General features: G+C 70.9%; 11 protein-coding genes. All 11 read right to left on the bottom strand.

The window, feature by feature from the left end:
* The 11 genes from ACP4E5_RS44170 to ACP4E5_RS44120 all read right to left on the bottom strand — a co-directional run bounded on the left by ACP4E5_RS44170 (position 1) and on the right by ACP4E5_RS44120 (position 18,770).
* Complete coding sequence (locus ACP4E5_RS44170) at positions 1 to 1,329, bottom strand: O-antigen ligase domain-containing protein (RefSeq protein ID WP_425840292.1); 1,329 nt, start codon at positions 1,327 to 1,329, stop codon at positions 1 to 3.
* Between the two features lies 1 nt (position 1,330).
* Positions 1,331 to 2,875 (bottom strand): right-handed parallel beta-helix repeat-containing protein, encoded by a 1,545-nt coding sequence (locus ACP4E5_RS44165; protein WP_425840289.1) that lies wholly within the window; start codon positions 2,873 to 2,875, stop codon positions 1,331 to 1,333.
* A 16-nt stretch (positions 2,876 to 2,891) separates the two neighbouring features.
* Positions 2,892 to 4,829 (bottom strand): heparinase II/III family protein, encoded by a 1,938-nt coding sequence (locus tag ACP4E5_RS44160; protein ID WP_425840287.1) that lies wholly within the window; start codon positions 4,827 to 4,829, stop codon positions 2,892 to 2,894.
* Positions 4,826 to 7,015, bottom strand: coding sequence for a bi-domain-containing oxidoreductase (locus tag ACP4E5_RS44155; RefSeq protein ID WP_425840284.1), 2,190 nt, complete (start codon positions 7,013 to 7,015; stop codon positions 4,826 to 4,828). Before ACP4E5_RS44155 ends, ACP4E5_RS44160 begins: the two co-directional genes overlap by 4 nt.
* A gap of 18 nt (positions 7,016 to 7,033) precedes the next feature.
* Positions 7,034 to 8,968 carry an asparagine synthase (glutamine-hydrolyzing) gene (asnB, locus tag ACP4E5_RS44150; protein ID WP_425840282.1) on the bottom strand — a complete coding sequence of 645 codons (1,935 nt, stop codon included), beginning with the start codon at positions 8,966 to 8,968 and terminating at the stop codon, positions 7,034 to 7,036.
* Between the two features lie 3 nt (positions 8,969 to 8,971).
* A complete protein-coding gene (locus tag ACP4E5_RS44145; protein ID WP_425840279.1) occupies positions 8,972 to 10,498 on the bottom strand; it encodes a Wzz/FepE/Etk N-terminal domain-containing protein in 1,527 nt (508 codons plus the stop codon).
* A complete protein-coding gene (locus tag ACP4E5_RS44140) occupies positions 10,495 to 11,862 on the bottom strand; it encodes a Wzz/FepE/Etk N-terminal domain-containing protein (RefSeq protein WP_425840276.1) in 1,368 nt (455 codons plus the stop codon). The genes ACP4E5_RS44145 and ACP4E5_RS44140 overlap by 4 nt, the downstream gene beginning before the upstream one ends.
* Positions 11,859 to 13,124: a glycosyltransferase family 4 protein gene (locus tag ACP4E5_RS44135; RefSeq protein WP_425840273.1), complete on the bottom strand. Its 1,266-nt coding sequence runs from the start codon at positions 13,122 to 13,124 to the stop codon at positions 11,859 to 11,861. Before ACP4E5_RS44135 ends, ACP4E5_RS44140 begins: the two co-directional genes overlap by 4 nt.
* A 4-nt stretch (positions 13,125 to 13,128) precedes the next feature.
* Positions 13,129 to 14,454: a nucleotide sugar dehydrogenase gene (locus ACP4E5_RS44130; RefSeq protein WP_425840270.1), complete on the bottom strand. Its 1,326-nt coding sequence runs from the start codon at positions 14,452 to 14,454 to the stop codon at positions 13,129 to 13,131.
* Positions 14,455 to 14,528: 74 nt separating this feature from the next.
* Positions 14,529 to 16,169, bottom strand: a complete 1,641-nt coding sequence (locus ACP4E5_RS44125; protein ID WP_425840267.1) for a sugar transferase — start codon at positions 16,167 to 16,169, stop codon at positions 14,529 to 14,531.
* 594 nt (positions 16,170 to 16,763) lie between these two features.
* Positions 16,764 to 18,770: a glycoside hydrolase family 84 protein gene (locus ACP4E5_RS44120; protein WP_425840265.1), complete on the bottom strand. Its 2,007-nt coding sequence runs from the start codon at positions 18,768 to 18,770 to the stop codon at positions 16,764 to 16,766.
* Positions 18,771 to 18,846 lie beyond the last annotated feature (76 nt).

Here is an 18,846-nt window from a genome sequence, read left to right as displayed (position 1 = left end):
TCACGTCACCTCCGATCCACGGGCCCAGCGCGGGACGCGCCGTCGGCGGGTTTCGGGCGCCGGAAGCCGGAGGGCCTCGGGCGATGACAGCGGGATGACCTCGGCGGGCATCGCCAACAGCGAGGCGGCCAGGGCCAGATGCAGCAGATACGGCGAGGCGTCGCCCAGACCCGCCTCGGTGTACGACGCGATCGCGCAGTAGCTGATCAGGAAGATCGCGCAGGCCCTCTGCAGCGAGGGTGGCCGCAGCAGCGCGACACCGCCGAGGACGAGAACGATCACCGCGACGAGGGCGACACCGATCAGGCCCTGCTCGTTGTAGACGGCCAGCCAGCTGTTGTCGATCGGCAGCCCGCCGAACGACTTGTCGCCGAGGCCCACGCCGAAGAACTGCTCCGTGTTCGTGCGGGGCGCCGCCAGCAGGGCGTCCCAGACCTTGGCCCGGCCGGTGAGGCTGGTGAAGTACTCCTGGGTCTGTCCGCGCAGGAACCACGACTGGAGCGCGGAGGCGAAGCCCACCGCGGCCACCACGCCGCACGTCACCGCCCAGACGAAGAACCGGCGCGCGGCGGCGCTGGTCAGGACGAGTGAGCCGATCGCCAGCGCCAGCCCGATGAACATGGCGAGCATGGCCGTGCGGGTGTGGGTCATCGCGAGCAGCACGAACGCCGGCACGATGACCACCGCCGCGCTGGCCCGGTCGGTACGGCGGCCCACCAGGAGCAGCACCGTGAGCCCGATGATCACCGCGGCGTACTGCCCGATCTGTGGCGGCGTGAGCGGCCACAACGCGCCGACGAGGCGTCCGCCGTAGACGTCCGGCATCGCCGCGCCGGGCGAGACGACCAGGCCGACGACCACCGAGCCGAGCACGATCGCGTACATGCGGATGTGGCTGCGGACGAACGTCGTACTGCCGTCCCACCAGCGGCTGAGCAGCCACAGCGTGGCGACGAACAGGGCGAACCGCACGCAGCGGAACAGCGCCCCGAAACCGGACTCCAGATGCAGGCTGGAGATCACGCTCGGCACCAGGAGCAGGGTGAGCAGGAACACGTAGGCGCTGGAGCGGATGCGCAGGCGGAGATTGACCGCGAGCGCCAGCCCGAACGCGGCGACCAGCGCGCCCATGGTGACCATTTGCACGAGGGAGCGTGGCAGCGGGATGACGGTCTTCGCTCCGGTGGAGCCGAGCGTGTTGAGGACCAGCAGGGCCCAGGCGACGCGGGCGGGTTTCGGTGTGCCGACCCTGCTCGGTTCGGCGCCGGGACGGGTGTCCGCCGCGTCCGGTCCGTCCGGCAGCGCGGCGCGCCGCAGGTTCGACGCCATCTCAACCACCCGCCCGTCGGTCGAGGGTGCTGCCCGCGTCCTGCTCGGAGGACGTGCCCTGCCAGCGCCTGAAGTCGAGCACCCGGCTCGGGTCCTCGGAGACGAACTTCCACGGTCCGACGTAGGTGTTGTCGTGCCATCGGTTGTCCTGGTCACGGGTGATCGCCCGGGCCACCTTCGAGCCCTTGTAGGGCGACCAGTCGGGATAGGTTCCGTAATTGGCGAGCAGGGCCATGCGGTCGCACTTCTCCTCGCACTTCACGACGGACTTCTTCAGGACGAACTGGTTGTCGTGGATGTCCACCCGCTGGGTCTTCCAGCGGCAGTCGGCGTAGAGCGGCGCCTTGGTGATCGCCGGCCTGGCGCAGCTGTCGGTCTTCTTCACGAGCAGCGTGCAGCCGCCGGACGACGTGTTGGCCGGGCTGTTGCAGAACCGGTCGGCGTTCTCCCACAGGGTGATCCCCGACCAGTTGTTCTCCAGCAGGTTCCCGTAGATCTCCAGCTTGTCGGTGCGGGCCTTGATCCGTGGTTCGCCGCCGGACTCGGACACGTAGAGCGTCGCGAAGGGGAAGCTGTCGCCGCCCTGCGTCTGCTCGCGTCCTTCCACCCAGTTGTTGCGCCGGATCGTGTTCTTCCTGATGACCGCGTTGTAGCTGGTCTCGTAGATCAGCGCGGCGCCGTCGTTGTCCTCGATCACGTTGTTCTCGAGGAGGAAGTCGTTGTTGTTGGTGTCCGCCCACAGCCCGGTTCCGCGGTTGTCGTGCACCCAATTGCCGCGGATGTCTGCGCCGTTGACCGCCCAGAACTTGACGCCGCCGGTGCAGCCGCAGCCTTCCTTGCGCCGTTCCCAGTCGCCGGTGTTGTTGCCCACGATCTCGTTGCCCTCCAGCACCAGGCCGGTGATCCGGCCGGTGGGCTTGTACGCGTTCATGCCGTACTGGCCGTTGTCGCGCAGGCAGTTGGCGCGGACCTTCTGGTGGATGCCCGCCATCAGTCCGGCGCCCAGGTTGTTCTGGATCGTCGAGTGCTCGATCTTCCAGCCGTCGGCCGAGTCGTGGTTGACCACGCCCTGGTCCTGCGGCGCCACGAAACGCTCCACGGTCAGGTAGCGGATGGTGACGTCGTGGGCGCTGCCGCCGAACGCGTACTGGTTCTTCTTCCCGCCGTCGAGCACCGCGCCCGGCGCACCGATGTAGCGGTTTCCCGCCTTGGGGATGACCTGGGAGTAGCGGTCGGGGTCGAGCCTGTGCTTGCCCGGACGGAGCCAGAACGTCGTGTGCGCGGGGTTGCTTTTCGTCTTCGCTGTCAGGTCGCCGACCACCCCGGGGTCGACCGTCACCGCACCCGCCGGCGCTTTCGCGGGTCCGGCCGGGGGCTTGGCGCACACCCGGGCGACGGTCGAAGGGGCCGCCCCGGCCCCGGCCGCGGACGGCGAGGCCGTCCGTTTCCCCTGTGTGTCAGGCGTGCCGGTACAGCCGGTCGCCGCCAGCAGCGCCAGCGTCAGCGGTGCCGCAGGCCATGCCCAGTGCCGCCACTTGATTCCCATGTGTCCCCTCCCCCCTTCAGTCCCGGAACCTGAGCACGGTGGTGAACTCCCCCACGCCGTCCGCGTGTCCCGTGCCGATCAGCGTCGTGGCGGGTTCCTTGCGCCCGAAGCCCGCGGAGTACCAGCCCAGCGGCGGTTCGCTCTCGCCGCGGTGCGCCCGCCAGGACAGCTGTCCCGGCAGGTCGAGCGTCGCCGAGCGGTCCTGGCCGTCGCGGGTCCAGGTGAGCACGGCCCGGTCGCCGTCCAGGTCCGCGGCGATCGCCGGGCCGAGGTGGAAGGCCAGGCGCACGTCCCGGCGCGGGCCGCGCACCTCGTCGACGACCGTCAACTCCTGTGCCTCGGCGACCAGTTCCACTCGGCGGCGGTGCACGGATGGCTGGTAGCCGTCGTGTTCGGCGGACCAGCGGGCGGCGCCCGCTTCGAGCACGCGGCTGCGCGCGTGCCGGGTCCACAGGAACGGGCCGCCGGAGACGGACTGGTCGGCGCCGTCGAGTTGCAGGGTGTTGTGGCCGAGCGTCGAGCGGAAGTACTCCCGCCACTCGGGCTGCCCGTGGTAGCAGTACGTCCCCGGGTCGGCCAGCACGTCGACGCCGTCGTGCCGGACCTCCACGGACAGCGCGTCGGCGTGGCCGTGCGCAGCGATGGACAGGAAGCCGTGCGGCCCTCCGTCGCAGCGGCACCAGATCTCGCCCGTACTCCCCTGTCCGCGCAGGATGGTCAGCCCCGCGTCCGCGAAGTGCGCGGGTCGCTGTGCGGGGCGCCGCACGGTCGGCGCTGCGGGCTTGATGAGCGCGGCGAGCAGCGGCGTCCGCACATCGCTTCCGGTCACCGTCGGCCACCAGTCGAGGCGGCCGAAGACGGCGTCCCCGGTGGCGAGGAGTGAGCCCCAGCGGTCGGTGCCCGCGCCGTCCACGATCAGGCCGTGCCCGTCGTCCGCGTCCCCCTGGCGCGGCGGCCGCAGCCGGTCGTCCACAACGGCCGCGAGCGCGTCGGCCATCCGCAGCAACACGATCCGTACGGTCGCGGGGAGCGGCACCCCGGCCGCGTCCGCCTCAGCGACCGCGGCGAGGCCCAACTCCAGGACAAGGCCGTGGTACTCGGTGGCCAGCTCGCGGTTGAGGCCGGAGTGGAAGGTGTTGCGCCGCAGGTGCCGCTCCAGCGACGTGAGGGCGTCCCTCCGCCACCGCTCCGACGTCGGGAACCAGTCGAACGCGCAAGACGCGGCGAGTTGCCCCGCGGCCTCGGCGATGACGTGGTTGTTCGCCGAGGAGCCCCTGCTGGGGAAGGCGGCCAGCCAGCGCTGGTGGTGCCAGATCTGGTTCAGCGCCACCGGGTTGTCCTCGAACAGGCCGGCCGCGCCCGTCCAGCCGTCGAGCAGCCGCCGGATCCACACCCACGAAAGGAGGCGGATGCCGAGTTCGATGCCGCTGACCCAATGGACGCCGCGCAGCGGTGGGTTGGCCGCCCACCACGAGCGCAGGTGCCCGGCGACGCGCTCGGCGTACCGCTCGTCCCCGGTGAGGGCGTAGGCGGTGGCGAGCACGGTGAGGTACTGGTGCCGGGACGGCTCCCAGATCTGCTTGATGTCCCCCACCACGTCTTCGTCGCGGTACGGCACGTCGAAGGCGTAGCCCCAGGGAGCGCGGCGCCCGGTCTTCGGGTCGTGCCACCAGTCCGGGTCGACCAGGTCGTCGCGGACCACGCCGAAGAACTCGGCGTGCCCGTACATCAGCCGGTCCGCCTCCGCGATCAGGCGCTTCGCGGCGTCCGGCGGCACCGCGTCGAGCGCCCCGGCGGGCAGGGCAGCGGTGAACCGGGCGCCGGTCACGCCCGGGGAGGTGGGCCGCGCGGAGCGCCACCGGCGCCTGCGCACCGCGTCGCCCGCCCGGCCCGCGACCTCCTGCGGCCCCATCCGGGACAGGCGCCGCAGGTACCAGCCCGCGCTCATCGTCATCGCGCCCCCGTCAACGTGACGGGAGCCCCGCCGGCCAGGCCCGCCTGTACGGCGAGGGTGGCCGCCGTGGTGGCGACGAGCGACTCCAGCGGCACGGGCATCGGGCCGCCGGACCGAACGGCCCTGATGAACGAGGCCAGTTCGGCGTTCTGCCCCTTGTCGCGGGCCTTCGGCAGCCGCGAGCTGACCCACCGCTTGGCACCGGCTGTGTTCTTGTCGAAGTACAGCGAGGCGCGCACGAAGTCGTCGAGGCGCAGCGCCCTGCCGTCCGCGACCAGGTCGAGCGTCTCCTTCGGGAAGGCGGCCGGGCCGGTGGTCACGTAACTGATGGTGGCGGTGGACCCGTCCGCGTAGCGCAGCACGACCTGGAGGTCCTCGTTGCCGGACGTGGCGGTCGCGTACACCGAGACCGGGTCGGCGTCGAGCAGCCAGCTCGCCGTGTCGATGAAGTGGCCGCCCTCGCCGGCGAACCGGGAGCCCTCGGTGCCCTGTTGGAGATACCAGCTGCCGTGGTCGAGGCGGCCCGCGTTGACCAGGTAGCGCAGGTGCGCCGGTCCGGTACGGGCGCCGAAGCGCTGCTTGGCCTCCCGCAGCAGCGGCGAGAAGCGGCGGTTGAAGCCCACCTGGAGGCGGTCGTTGCCGGACTCCTCCACCGTGGCGAGGACGCTCGCCAGCTCGTCCTCGCTGAGCGCGAGAGGCTTCTCCACGAACACGGTCTTGCCGGCGAGGAGTGCCTGGCGCGTCAGGTCGGCGTGCGAGCTGTGCCGGGTGACCACGAACACCGCGTCGATGGATGTGTCGCCGAGCACGGCGTCGAGGTCGGTGGTCGCCTCGGCGAAGCCGAACTTGCGCTGGGCGTTGGCCGCGGACAGCGCCGTCGTGGTGACGACGGTCGCCAGCTCGACGCCCTCGCGTCCGGTCAGGTGCGGCAGCAGCATCGACGTCGCGTAGTTGCCCGCGCCGACGAACGCCAATCGCACCGGCGTCCTCACGGCCCGCGTCGGGCCGGGCCGTACGGTCACCGCGGGCACGGTCACCGCGGGCGCCTCGGCCGCCGCCGTCTGCTCGGGGTAGCGGAACAGCGCGGTCACGGCCTTGAGTTCGCCGTCCTTGAGGCGCTGGTACGTCTCGACGGCGTCGTCGAAGTCGGCGACGTGGGTGATCAACGGCTCCACGTCGACGCTGCCGCGCGCGAGGAGGTCGAGGAAGCAGGCCAGGTTGCGGCGCTCGGTCCAGCGCACGTAACCGATCGGGTAGTCGCGCCCTTCCAGTTCGTACGACGGGTCGTAGCGGCCGGGGCCGTAGGAGCGGGAGAACCGGACGTCGAGTTCCTTCTCGTAGTACGCGTTCCAGGGCAGGTCGAGGCGGCACTTGCCGATGTCGACGACGCGGCCGCGGTCCCGGCACAGCTTGGCGGCCAGCTCGACGGGCTGGTTGCTGGAGCCACCGGCCGCCAGATACACCTGGTCCACTCCGTGACCGTCGGTGAGTTCGGCGACGGCCGCCACGACGGCGGCGGACTCCGGGTCGCCGCAGGCGTCGGCGCCCTGCCGTTCGGCGAGTTCGCAGCGCGCCGGGTCGGGGTCGACGCCGACGACGCGGACGCCGGAGGCGGTGAGGAGCTGCACCACCAGCTGGCCGATCAGGCCGAGTCCGATGACGAGGGCCGACTCGCCGAGCTGCGGCTCGCCCTGGCGGACGCCCTGCATGGCGATCGAGCCGACGGTGCCGAAGGCCGCGTGCCGGGGCGCGAGGCCGTCCGGCACGCGCGCGTAGAGGTTCTTCGGCACCCAGTTGAGCTCGGCGTGCAGCGCGTGCTCGTTGCCCGCGCAGGCCACGAGGTCGCCGACCTTCACGTCGTCGACGCCCGGGCCGACCTGCTCGACGATCCCGCACAGCGAATAGCCGAGCGGCGTGTAGGAGTCGAGCTTGCCCATCACCTTGCGGTACGTGGCGGGGACTCCGTTGGTGGCCACGCTCTGCACGACCTTGGCCACCTGGTCGGGCCGCGAGCGGGCCTTGCCCAGCATCGACATGCCGGCCTCGGACACCTTCATCAGCTCGGTCCCCGTGGAGATCAGCGAGTACGCGGTGCGGACCAGGACACCGCCCGGCTTGCACCCCGGCTCCGGAACGTCGAGCACCGCCAACTCGCCGCTCTTGTAGTTCTGTACAACCTGCTTCACGCGAACTCCTTGATGTTTCTAAGCCGTTGACCGAGTGCTCTGGCCGGAGCCGGAGGTCGCGTCGCGATACCAGTACTCGAGGGTCAGTACGTGCCAGAGATGCTTGGAGTAGTCCGCCTGCCCGGCGGCGTCCGCCGCGGCGAGCCGCAGCAGTGCGTCGCGGCGCAGGAACCCGGACCTGACCAGCTCGCCGTCGTTGATGACCTCGCGCACGAGCGGTGCGAGGTCGCGGCTCATCCAGGCCCGCAGCGGGGCGCTGAACAGGCCCTTGGGCCGGTGGACGATCTCGCGGGGCAGGATCGAGGTGGCCGCCTCCTTGAGCACGGCCTTGCCCTGCCGTCCGACGATCTTGCGGTCGCCGGGGAACGCGAACGCCGCTTTGACGACCTCCACGTCGACGTAGGGCACGCGCACTTCGGTGGACGCGGCCATGCTGGAGCGGTCCGTGTAGGTGAGGTTGAGGCCCGGCAGGAACATCCGGGCGTCGCCCAGGCACATGCGGTTGACGAAGTCGTCGAGGTCGTTGTCCTCGTAGACGTCCGCGTGCTCGGTCAGCACGTCGTCGACCGTCCCGGCGAGATCCGGGTCGATCAGCGAGAGCAACTCCTCCTGGTCGTACATGGTGTAGCTGCGCCGGAACGCGGTCTCCTCCGGCAGATCGGCGAAGGACAGGAACCGCTTCGCGAAGCGCACCGAGCGGAAGCCGCGGCGGGACGTGGCGACCGGCAGCCGGTCAACGGCCGCGGACACTCCGCGGCGCAATGGCCGGGGCACGCGCTGGTAGCGCAGGGCGAGCATGTTGGCCAGGTGCTTGCGGTAGCCGGCGAACAGTTCGTCGGCGCCCATCCCCGAGAGCATCACCTTGACGCCGGCCTCGCGGGCGGCCTGACAGATCAGGTACGTGTTGATCGCGGCGGGGTCGCCGATCGGCTCGTCCAGGGAGTACGTCATCTGCGGCAGCAGGTCGAGGACGTTCGGCGCGATCTCGATCTCGTGCAGGTCGACGCCGAACCGCTGGGCGACCTGCCGGGCGTAGCGCAGATCGTCGGGCATCGCCTCGAATTTGGCGTCCTCGGCGCGGAATCCGATCGTGTAGGCGGAGATCCCCGGCTGGTTGCGGGCCGCGACGGCGGTCAGATAGCTGGAGTCGAGGCCGCCGGAGAGGAAGGTCGCCACGGGCACGTCGGACATCAGGTGTCGCTTGGTCGACTCCTCGACAATGGCGGCCAGGTCCGGCTGTTGGCCGCTGCGCGCCCGGTCGCGGCCCTCGGTGGCGACGTCCTTCAGGTTCCAGTACCGGCCCCGGTCCACCCCGCCGTCGGGCCGGAATCGCATCCAGCTGCCCGGCTGGAGCTTCTCCGCCTCGCGGAACGCGCAGCGGGAGTCCGGCACCCAGTAGTACAGCAACGAGGCCACCAGGGCCGCGTGGTCCACCTCCAGCCGTTGACCGGTGGCGGCGGCGAGCGCCTTCAGCTCGGAGGCGAACGCCAGGCCCCCGCCGCGCCGCAGCAGGAACAGCGGCTTGATGCCCAACTGGTCGCGCACCAGCACGAGTTCACCGGTGCGCTCGTCGAAGATCCCGAACGCGAACATGCCGCGCAGCCGGGGCAGGCAGTCCGTGCCCCAGCGCCGCCAGGCCTCAAGGAGCACCTCGGTGTCGGAGGTCCCGCGAAAGCGCACGCCGGCGGACTCGAGCTCGGCGCGCAGCTCGGGCGCGTTGTACAGCTCGCCGTTGTACGTCAGGGCGAGCCCGTCGCGGACCATCGGCTGGGCGCCGGTCTCTGACAGGTCGATGATGGACAGACGGCGGTGCCCGAGCTGCACGTCGCCGTCACCGACGGGGTGGCCGTAGCGGCCGGCCCCGTCGGGACCGCGGTGGGCGAGGGTGTCCGTGAGCCGGTCGGTCACGGCCTTCCCGTCGGGCCATCGGTAGGTGCCTGCGATGCCACACATGTGCTAGCGCGCCTCCTGGTCGTTATCGGCGCCCCGTGCGGCCCACGCCGGCATCCGCTCCGACGGCAGCTGGCCCGTCCCGTTCTGCTGGGCCGGGCGTTCGCCCCGGCCGCGCAGCGCGGTGTGCAGGCCGTCCCACAGCGTGCCGTCGGTCCGGTCCCGCGGATCGGGGTCCATCAGCACCACACCGATGACCGGAATGCGCTGGTCCGCGAGCTGTCGCGCCACCGTGTGCAGCCAGGCGGCGCTGGCGTGCCCGGCCCGTACGACGAGCACGGTCCGGGTGCCGAGGTACTGGAGGTCGGTCCACGCGGTGCCGGGTGCCACCGAGCCGACGCCGATCCGGCGGTCGTGGGTGGACGCGGCGGAGGCGTGCTCCCCGCTGACCACGGTGAGGTCCGCCTGCTGCGGGCCGTGGTTCGCGAGCTGTCGGCCGGGCAGGCCGTCGATGACTAGGACCGGCCCGTCCGCCGTCATCTCCTTGGCGAGGTCCAGGGCGATGGCGCTCGCGCCGCGCGCGGAGCCCAGTTCGAGCAGTGACACCGGTTCCATGGAGCCGCGGACGGTGCGGGCGAGGTGCACGACGAGCCGTGTCCGTACGGCCCGGGTCCTGCGGCGCCGCCACAGCTTGCCCGAGCGGCGGGGCAGTTCGGCGATGACCGAGGCGCCCAGGTTGGCCGAGATGTCGCGGCGCAGCACGGGGCGGTCCGCCACCACCGCGGTGACCGCGGCGAGCCCGAGCCCGAGGACCAGTCCGATGGCGAGCCCGATCGCGCCGTTGGTGACGACGGACTTGGGCAGGGAGTGCCGCAGCGCGCGCGGGGCGTCCACGATCCGCGTTCCGGCGGTGACCGTGGGTGTGCCGGTGCGCGCGTCCGCGGCCCGCTGGTCGAAATCGGCGATCCGCGAGTTGAGTTCGGACCGGCGCGCGAAGAGCGATTCGAGGCTCGCCGCGGCCTTCGGGTCGCTCGCCGTGTCCGGCGAGCGGTTGCCGATCTCCTTGTTGACCTCGGCGAGGTCCTTGCGCATCCGGTCACGCTGGTCCAGCAGTGCCTGGGCCTCGGCCTTGGCGGTGTCCCGCATCCGTCCCACATGGTCGGCGACGAACGCGTCGGCCAGCGCCTTGGCGCGGGCCACCGCCTGCGCGTCGCTGTCGCCCGTCACGTTGATCTGGAGCAGATTGTTGGTGACGCCGGTGCCCCGGTAGTCCTTCATGAAGTCTTCCGGCTTCTCGGAGGACTTGAGGGCCTTCAGCGCCTTGTCGGCGACGCGCGTGGTGCGCAGCACTTCGACGTCGGTACGGATCAGTGTTCCGGTGTCGTTCGGCTGGTCCTCGGCGTGCGCGACCAGCAGCTTGGTCACCGCGCTCGGCGGCGGGGGCAGGACGAACGCCATCGCGGCGCCGGCCAACAGCCCGAGCAGTGCCAGGGCGCCCCAGAGGCGGCGGCGCCTGCGCACCGCCACCACGAGGCCTTGCAGATCGAAGAGCGGAGTGCTTGCGGACGACTCCGGCGTCTTGCTCGTCGTCATGCCGAGCCTCCCTTCGCGTGGCCGCCGACCGCGAGCGCCGGGGCGGCGCGGTCCGGCTCGTGGTCGACGGTCGTCGTGGGACGGGCCTGGACCGGTCCCGCGACGACGATGCCGACGAGTTCCTGCCTGGCGTCCGCGCAGGCCCGTGCGATGCCGGTGAGTTCCTCCGCGGTCCAGTTCCCCGCGCTGAGGACGACGACGGCGCCGGATTCGGCGCCGCGGTCCGGCACGGTCGGCCGGTCCATCGGAACCACCACGGCCCGCAGCACCGGATCGCCCTGGGCCTCGGCGACGAGTTGCCCGGCGGCCCGGAGCGCGAGCTCGTCACCGTCCGGGACGATGGCCAACAGTTGTCGTGGGGCGTTCAGTTGAGTGCGCAGGCGGGCGCACACCCGCCGGTAGCGGATGCTCCTGTCGGACTCGTCGCCGGACCTGTGCGGGCTCGGGACGTCCCACCGGATGTCGGTGCGCAGGAACCGGCGGACGCCGGACAGCGCGCCGTCACCCTGTGGCCGGGGCGTACGCAGTTCTCCGGGCACGTCGACGGTGCCGAGGAGCGTCGAGCCGAGCGCCGCGGCGATCTCCGGTTCGGTGCGCAGCCGGCGGTTCATCCGCGCGGCGGCGAGATGGCCGATGATCGCGACCAGGAGGAACAACAGCGCTCCGGCAACGGCGAGTTGCGTCGTGGTCGGCGGTGCCTCGCCGGTCGGCCGGGCGGAGAGACCCATGACGACCGGACCGGCCTTGTCCGTCGCCGGGGTGGTCTCGTCCAGCTTCTTCATGGCCTCCTCCAGGGAGGTGCGCAGCTTCTCCAGCGCGGTGCGGGCCTCGACGCTCGCCACGGTCTGTCCCGGGTCGGCCTTGCTGGCCAGCTCGGTGATGCGGCGGTTGGTCTCCTGCACCTGCTTGCGCAGGGCCGCGGGCCGCGTGGCCGCTTCGGCGCCGGTGTCGCCACTGGCGATCCGTGCGGCGAAGGCGACGTACTGCTCGGCCACCCGGTCGGCGAGCCGCTGCGCGTGCTCCGGGGTGTCGGCCGCGCCGGTGATGATGACGATGTTCCCGTCGGCGGCCTTGACGCTCACGTCCTTCCGCAGTCCGGCCCCGTCGACGCCCTTCCAGCGGAGCTTGTCGGCCGCGCGGTCGAGCACGGTGGAGCTGGTCGCGACGTCCGCCTGGGTCAGCAGCTCGCGCTCTTCCCACGCTCCCGGCAGCAGGACCGACGCGGACGTCGTGTACTTCGGCGGGAACACGGCCGAGACGCCGTATCCGACGAGTGCTCCGATCACGGCGAGCGCGGCAAGCAGCCGCCACCGCCCTCGGAAGATCTGCCCGATCGTGACCAGACGTATCGTGTCGTCGCTCACCTGCCCCGCCTCTTCCCTGTCCGAACCGGGACGTCCCCCGACACCGCGACGCGGCGCCGGCAGGCGGCGTCGTACGCGGCGAGCAGCGATTCCTGCGAGTTCCGCCAGGACAGCGGACCGCCGATCCGCTCCTGGCCGAGCTTGCCCATCCGGGCCCGCCGCTCCGGGTCGTCCAGCAACTGCGCGACGAGCCCGGCGAATTCGGCCTCGTCGTTGGCACGCGCGTAGACCGCAGCGTCACCTGCGGAAACACGCGCCTCTCTCAAGTCGAACGAGACGATCGGCTTGCCCATCGCCATGTACTCCAGAACCTTGTTCATCGTCGATACGTCGTTGAGCGGGTTGCGCGGGTCGGGCGAGAGGCAGACGTCCGCGGTCGACAGGTAGCGCACCAGGTCGGCGTCGGGGATGCGTCCGGTGAACTCCACCTGGTCCGCGAGCCCTAGTTCCCGGGACAGCTCCACCATCGCGTCGAAGGCGTCACCGGAGCCGACGAACACCGCGTGCCAGTCGGTCCGCCCGAGCCCGTCGCGCAGCTTGGCGAGCGACCGCAGGGCGTAGTCGACCCCGTCCTGGGGTCCCATCACGCCGAGGTAGCACAGCAGATGGGGCTTGCCGCGCTTCAACTCCGGTTCGGACGGCACCGGTTGGAAGCGGTCGACCTGGGGCGCGCTGCGCACCACGAAGACATCCTTCGGCCGCTTGCCGCCGCGGTCGAGGGCGACGTCCCGGTAGCTCTCGTTCGTGGCGAGCACGACGTCCGCGGCCCGGTAGGTGCGCCGTTCGAGCGCGCACACGCCGCGGTAGAGCAGGTCCTCGCCGCGGTCGAAGCGCGAGAGGTACAGCTCGGGCACCAGGTCGTGCTGGTCGAAGACGAACTGTGCGCCGCGCCGCCGCAGCCACCGTGCCGCCAGGAACAGCAGGTCCGGCGGGTTGCAGGCGTGGACGACGTGGACCGGGCCGACCTTGCGGGCGAGCCGGGCCGTGTGCCACAGCGCGGAGCCGTACTCCCGCAGGTAGCCGGCCGGTCCCCCGGTGGCGGCGCGCAGCGGGTAGCGGTGGATCCGCACCCCGTCGATCACCGTCTCCGCCTCGGTGTCCCGTTTCGTGCCCTGTGGGCAGATGACGTGCACCGTCCAGCCCGCGTCGCGCAGCGTCGTGCATTCCTGCCACACCCGCCGGTCGAAGGGGACCGACAGGTTCTCCACCAGGATCAGTGCGCGCCGGTTCGGCGCGTCGCCGCCGGCCCTCGCATCGTTCATTGCGTTACCAAGCAAGGCCCACGTACCCCGGTTCGGCCCGACGCGCCTCGGCGTCGGGAAGGCGGACGAGATCGACAATCACGGGGCCACCACTGACCGGTAGCGCCGACAGCACGGCCGGGTCCTTGGTGCCGACCAGGCATACCTCGGCGTGTTCGAGCACGTCGTCGACGGAGTCCGCGAGCAGTTGCGCGAGGTGCGGAAGGCGGCTCTCGATGTACTCGCGGTTCGCGCCCATCAGCCGGGACAGGCTGACGTTGGCGTCGTAGATCTTCAGCTCGTACCCCTTGCCGAAGAGCCGCTCGGCCAGCTCGACGAGCGGGCTCTCGCGGAGGTCGTCGGTGCCGGGCTTGAAGGACAGGCCGAACAGGCCGACCTTGCGCTTCCCGGTGCGCTCGACGAGCTCCACCGCGCGTTGCAGGTGGTCGGCGTTGGACGCCAGCACATGGGACAGGATCGGCACGGACACGTCGGCCCGCCGCGCCGCGTGGACGAGGCTGCGCAGGTCCTTGGGCAGGCAGGAGCCGCCGAAGGCGAAGCCGGGCCGCAGATAGGCGGGGCTGATGTTGAGCTTGCGGTCGGCGAGGAACACGTCCATCACCTGGTGCGAGTCCACGCCCAACGCCTGGCACACGGCGCCCAGTTCATTGGCGAAGCCGATCTTGAGGCCGTGGAAGGAGTTGTCCGCGTACTTGATCGCCTCGGCGACCGGGACCGGCACACGGAACACCTCGCCGGGCAGCCCGTCGTACAGCTGCGCCACGACGTCGCCGCTGGCCTGGTCGAGCTGGCCGATGACGGTCTTGGGCGGGTCGAAGAAGTCCCGCACGCTCGTGCCCTCGCGCAGGAACTCCGGGTTGACCGCGACGCCGAAGTCGACGCCCGCCGTCCCTCCGAAACTCTTCTCCAGGATCGGCACCAGCAGGTTCAGGCAGGTGCCCGGGAGCATGGTGCTGCGGAACACGACGGTGTGCCGGCCGCCGCTCCCCCCGCGCTCGGCCAGAGCGGCGCCGATCTGCTCGGCGACCCGCTCCAAGTACGTGGTGCACAGGCTGCCGTTGGGCTCCGACGGCGTGCCGACACAGATCAGCGACACATCACTGCCCATGATCGCCTCACGGACGTCGCGGGTGGCGCGCAGGGCGCCGGTCCGCACGACCTCGGCGGTGAGTTCGCCGATCCGCTCCTCGACCACGGGCGCCTTGCCGTCGTTGACCAGGTCGACCTTCGCCTGGTTCACGTCCACACCGATGACCTCGTGGCCCAGGCTGGCCAGGCACGCGGCCGATACGCAGCCCACATAGCCAAGCCCTAAGACGCTTATTCTCATGACCGTTCCTCCCCCTCGGCAGGCCCTGATGGCCTGCCGTTCCGTACGCCGATCGAAGTGCGCCCCCCGGCGCTTCAGTAGGCCCCTTGCCCGTGGAGCACGGCCCGCAGCGTCTTCCACAAGATCACCGAGTCCAGTGCGAGCGACCAGTCCTCCACGTACCGCAGGTCGAGGCGGACCGCCTCGTCCCACGGCAGATCACTGCGCCCGCTGATCTGCCACAGGCCTGTGAGCCCGGGCTTGACCAGCAGCCGCCGCCGGATGTCCGGGCCGTACGCCGCGGACTCCTCCGGCAGCGGAGGCCGCGGGCCGACGAGCGACATCGACCCGGACACCACGTTGAACAACTGCGGCAGCTCGTCGAGCGAGTACCGGCGCAGCACTTGTCCCACCCGGGTCACCCGCGGATCGCTGCGTAGCTTGAACAGCAAACCCGCGCCCTCGTTGCGCTCGGCGAGGTCGGCGCGTACCCCGTGGGCGCCGGGGACCATGGTGCGGAACTTGAGAATGGTGAACTCGCGGCCGCCCTTGCCGACCCTGCGCTGACGGTAGAACACCCCACCCCGGCTGTCCGTCAGCACGAACAGCCCGATGAACACCATCAGCGGCGCGAACAGCAGTATCAGCACGGTCGCGCCCAGCCGGTCGACGACCTCCTTTATCGCCCGGCGTCCCCCGGTGAAGGCGGGCATGCTGACGCGCAGCAGCGGTATCCCGAGCACCGCGTCGACATGCAGCCGCGGTCCCGCCACCTCCATCAGCACGGGCGCCACGACCATATCGGCGTCGCTGCCCTCGAGGTTCCAGGCGAGCCGCTGGAGCCGCTCCGGCGACCAGTGCGGATCCGGGGTGACCGCGACGACCCGGTACCCGTCGCGGTGGACGTGGCCCGCCACATCCTTCAGGCGGCCGACGACCGGCACGCCGTCCAGATGGTCGCCTTCGAGCCCGTGCCCGTCCGGCATGCACACGGCCTCCACCCGCCAACCGAGGTGCGGGAACTTGCGGGTCCTGGAGATCAGGTCGCGCACGGTGGCCGGGCTCCCGGCGGCGAGCACCGGTCGAAGGCAGCGTCCCTCCTTGCGCTCCCTGTGGAGCCAGAGACGCAGCAGATACCGCGCGATCATGGTGACGAGCGCGATCGTGGGAACCGCGACGAAGATCCAGAGCTTGATGTTCCGCGAGGTGAGGGCGATCCCGCCGAGCGCCAGCACGACGGTCGTCATGAACAGCGAGCGTCCGAGCCGGCGGAATTCCTCGGCGCCCTGACCCAGCACGGCCGGAGCCCACGAGCGGCTCACGGCGAGCATGGCCAGCACCAGCAGTTCGGTGCCGAAGGCGAGGATCTTCCACTTCTCGTGCCAGTTGGCCGCGTCGCGGACCCCGAAGAAGCCACCGAAGGTGGCCACCACGACCGCGGTGGCCACGGTATCGCTGATGATCACGATCCGGCGGTACCGCTGCTCCCAGTCGCTCGCGGGCTGACGGAGTGCCCCGTTCACCGGGCGCCCACGCCCCGGCGGAAACAGGTTGATCAATTCCCCATGCTGTACAGCCCCGTCCGGGTCGCCGGCGGGCTCGGCGTGCTCGCTCAACACGATTACTCCCCCCTCGGGAGGCCCCCCGGCCTCCCGCGCTGTCCCCTCCTCAGAAGGCCCCCAGCCTCCCGCGCCGCGCTGCTCCTCCCCCTCGGGAGGTCCCTGCCTCCCGTACATGACATGCTCGGCTGTTTCAGCGCTTCCCCAGCGGTCCGCACACTCGGTTCAGCCGGCGGCGGACTCGCATGTTCTGCTCCACACTCGACGCTCGAGGTTCGCGGAAATCCGCGAAGACCCCGGGTGCTCCCCGCACCCAAGGCCCGTCTCGGGCACCAGGAAGTGATCACCCCCGTTCGGCGCCGGTGACGTGGCTGTCAACTGCCCGTCGAACCGGACCTATAGATCGTCATTTGTCGCCTGGTGTCCCAGCATGTGAAGCACGGTCAATCTAGACCATTGAAGCCGTCCATAGAGAGGGATGTGTGGAATTTGTGGTCAAGATTTGGAGCAGGGCACCCAGACCGGCCACGGCCTGCGGATTCCTCGGCGAGGGAGAGATTCCGCGTGACCTGCGACGACGGGTTCGCCCCGACCGTGAACACCGGCGATTCCAGGACGTTCCGGAACGCCGAACCGACCCAACTCTGGTCTGCTCAAAGGGTATTGGCGATGGCGGTGGGACGGATGTGAAGGGTGCGGATCCAGCCGCCCGTTGCATACGAAGGCGCCCGCTCCGACCATCGGGCCGGAGCGGGCGCCTTCACAGGAGCATCACATGTGTGACGCCTGCTCGATGAACGTGTCCAGCACCCCGTCGGCCACCTTGACCGGCCCCTGCGGCCGGGTGGTGCCGGGGATGGTGGTGACGGCCGAGGCCTGCTTCGCCAGGTCGGCCGCCTTCGCGAAGTCGGCTTGCCCGCTACCGGAGTTGAGCTGGGCGCGCAGTCCGTCCAGGGTCGCGTTCAGGGCGCCGCCCCACAGGTCGAGCGCGTCGAGCCACGGCTTCGTCTGCGCCAGGAAGGCCTCGTCCCGCATCCCGGCGCGAATCCGCTCCGGGGCGCCGGCGAGTACGTCGGCGTAGGCCGAGAGCTTGCGCAGTGCGGCGCGCCGCTCGGTGGTGTTCCCGCCGTCCCACGCCTTGCGGAACTCCGCGATCCGCGCGGCGAGTTCGGGTGCCTGCGGCTGCCAGTTCGTGTCGCCGAAGGTCGGCGCGAGGTGCTCGGTGTCGAAGAAGGCGAGCAGGGCCCGCGCGGTGCCCCGGTCGCCGCCCGCGAGATAGTCGGCGGCCGCGCGCCAGGTGCGGTCGGGGTCGTAGTTCTCGTCGTTCCAGGCGAAGGACGCGCCGCCGAAGAGTGCGACCTTGCTCGGTGCCGCCTGGTTCATCGGGTTGAGCACGATGCCGCTCAACTCCTCGTGCAGACCGGCCTCCCGCTTGTCGTACGGGGCCATCAGGAGCCGTCCCGTGGTCTGCCCGTAGTCGTTGACCGGATAGTTGTCCCAGAGGAACACCTTGCGCCCCCACACCGTGGACGCGGCCTTGGCGTCCGCGAGGCTGATGGCGGGCGGTACGACGGCGGTGCCGGTCCACTGCACGACGACCTTCGGGTCCAACTGCTCGCGCAGCACCGACTTGTACGCGGAATCCGCCGTGTCGGAGTACTCGGTGGGCACGAACTGGAGCGGCTTCGCGCCCTCATGGGTGTCGATGAAGTCCTGCTGCACCGCATTGAGCAGATCGGCCTGCGCCTGCCCCGCGGCGGCGCGCCCCGGCGCCCCGTACTTCGCCTGGTCGGCGTCGCAGTTCCACTTGGTGTAACTGATGTCGTCGAGCGCCACATAGAAGCTGCGGGCCCCCTGGTCGTACAGCGAACCCAGCTTCTCCTTCAGGGCCTTCACGTCATCGGGGTCGCTGTAGCAGACGGACAGCCCGGGAGAGACCGCATACGTGAAGTCGACATGGTGGGCGACCGCCTGCTCGATCAGTTCGTGCAGGTCGGCCAGCTTGTCAGCGGGGTACGGGGTGCGCCACTTCTCCCGCAGATACGTGTCGTCCTTCGGGGTGTAGATGTACGTGTTGGCCTTTACGTCGCCGTAGAAGGCGAGTTGGTCGACGCGGTCGCTGTGCGTCCAGGGCGCGCCGTAGAAGCCCTCAATGCTGCCGCGCAACGGCATGCTCGGGTAGTCGGTGATCGCCACGGAGGCGATGGTGTGTTTGCCGGTGACCAGTTGACGCAGCGTCTGGGCCGCGTAGTAGACGCCGTCGCCGTCGTTGCCCGCGAGGACAACGATGTCAGAGCCGGCGGCGCCGCGGGACGCGAGGGAGTAGCCCTCCGGCTTCAGAGTGCCGGGCACGCTGCCGCCCGCGGTCTTGAGCGCGGCGGCCACCGAGGTGTCCTTGATGGAACCGGCCACGACGGTCAACACCCCTGGCGCCGGTGCCTTCTTGGCCGCGTCGCCCGCCTTGACGGTGGAGACGGAACGGGCCCCGGCGGCGGCCAGCGCCCGCTTGATCACGTCGATGCTCGACGCGTCGACGCCGTCACCGAGGACGAGACGCGCCCGGTCCGGTACGCGAAGGTCGGCGCCCGCCGATCTCATGTCCTGCGGGGTGGGCGTGACGACGGGCAACGTCGCCGCCGGGCCGGCGCCGACCGCGGCCGGCGCGCCGTCGAGCGCCTGGGCGGGCCCGGCGAACGTGCCCAGGGTCAGCAGGAGCGCGGCGCCGGCGAGCACGGGGCGGGGAACACGGGGAAGACGGGACGAATGACGTTCCGGCATACGGGACACGACACCTCCACGGAAGCGGACCCTCGCCTTCGGGCGAGGGGTGTGGTCTAAACCACCACCCATCCAT

This window comes from Streptomyces fractus (assembly GCF_049844455.1).
Lineage (GTDB): Bacteria > Actinomycetota > Actinomycetes > Streptomycetales > Streptomycetaceae > Streptomyces > Streptomyces fractus.
This window is presented reverse-complemented; position numbering and strand designations above follow the sequence as displayed.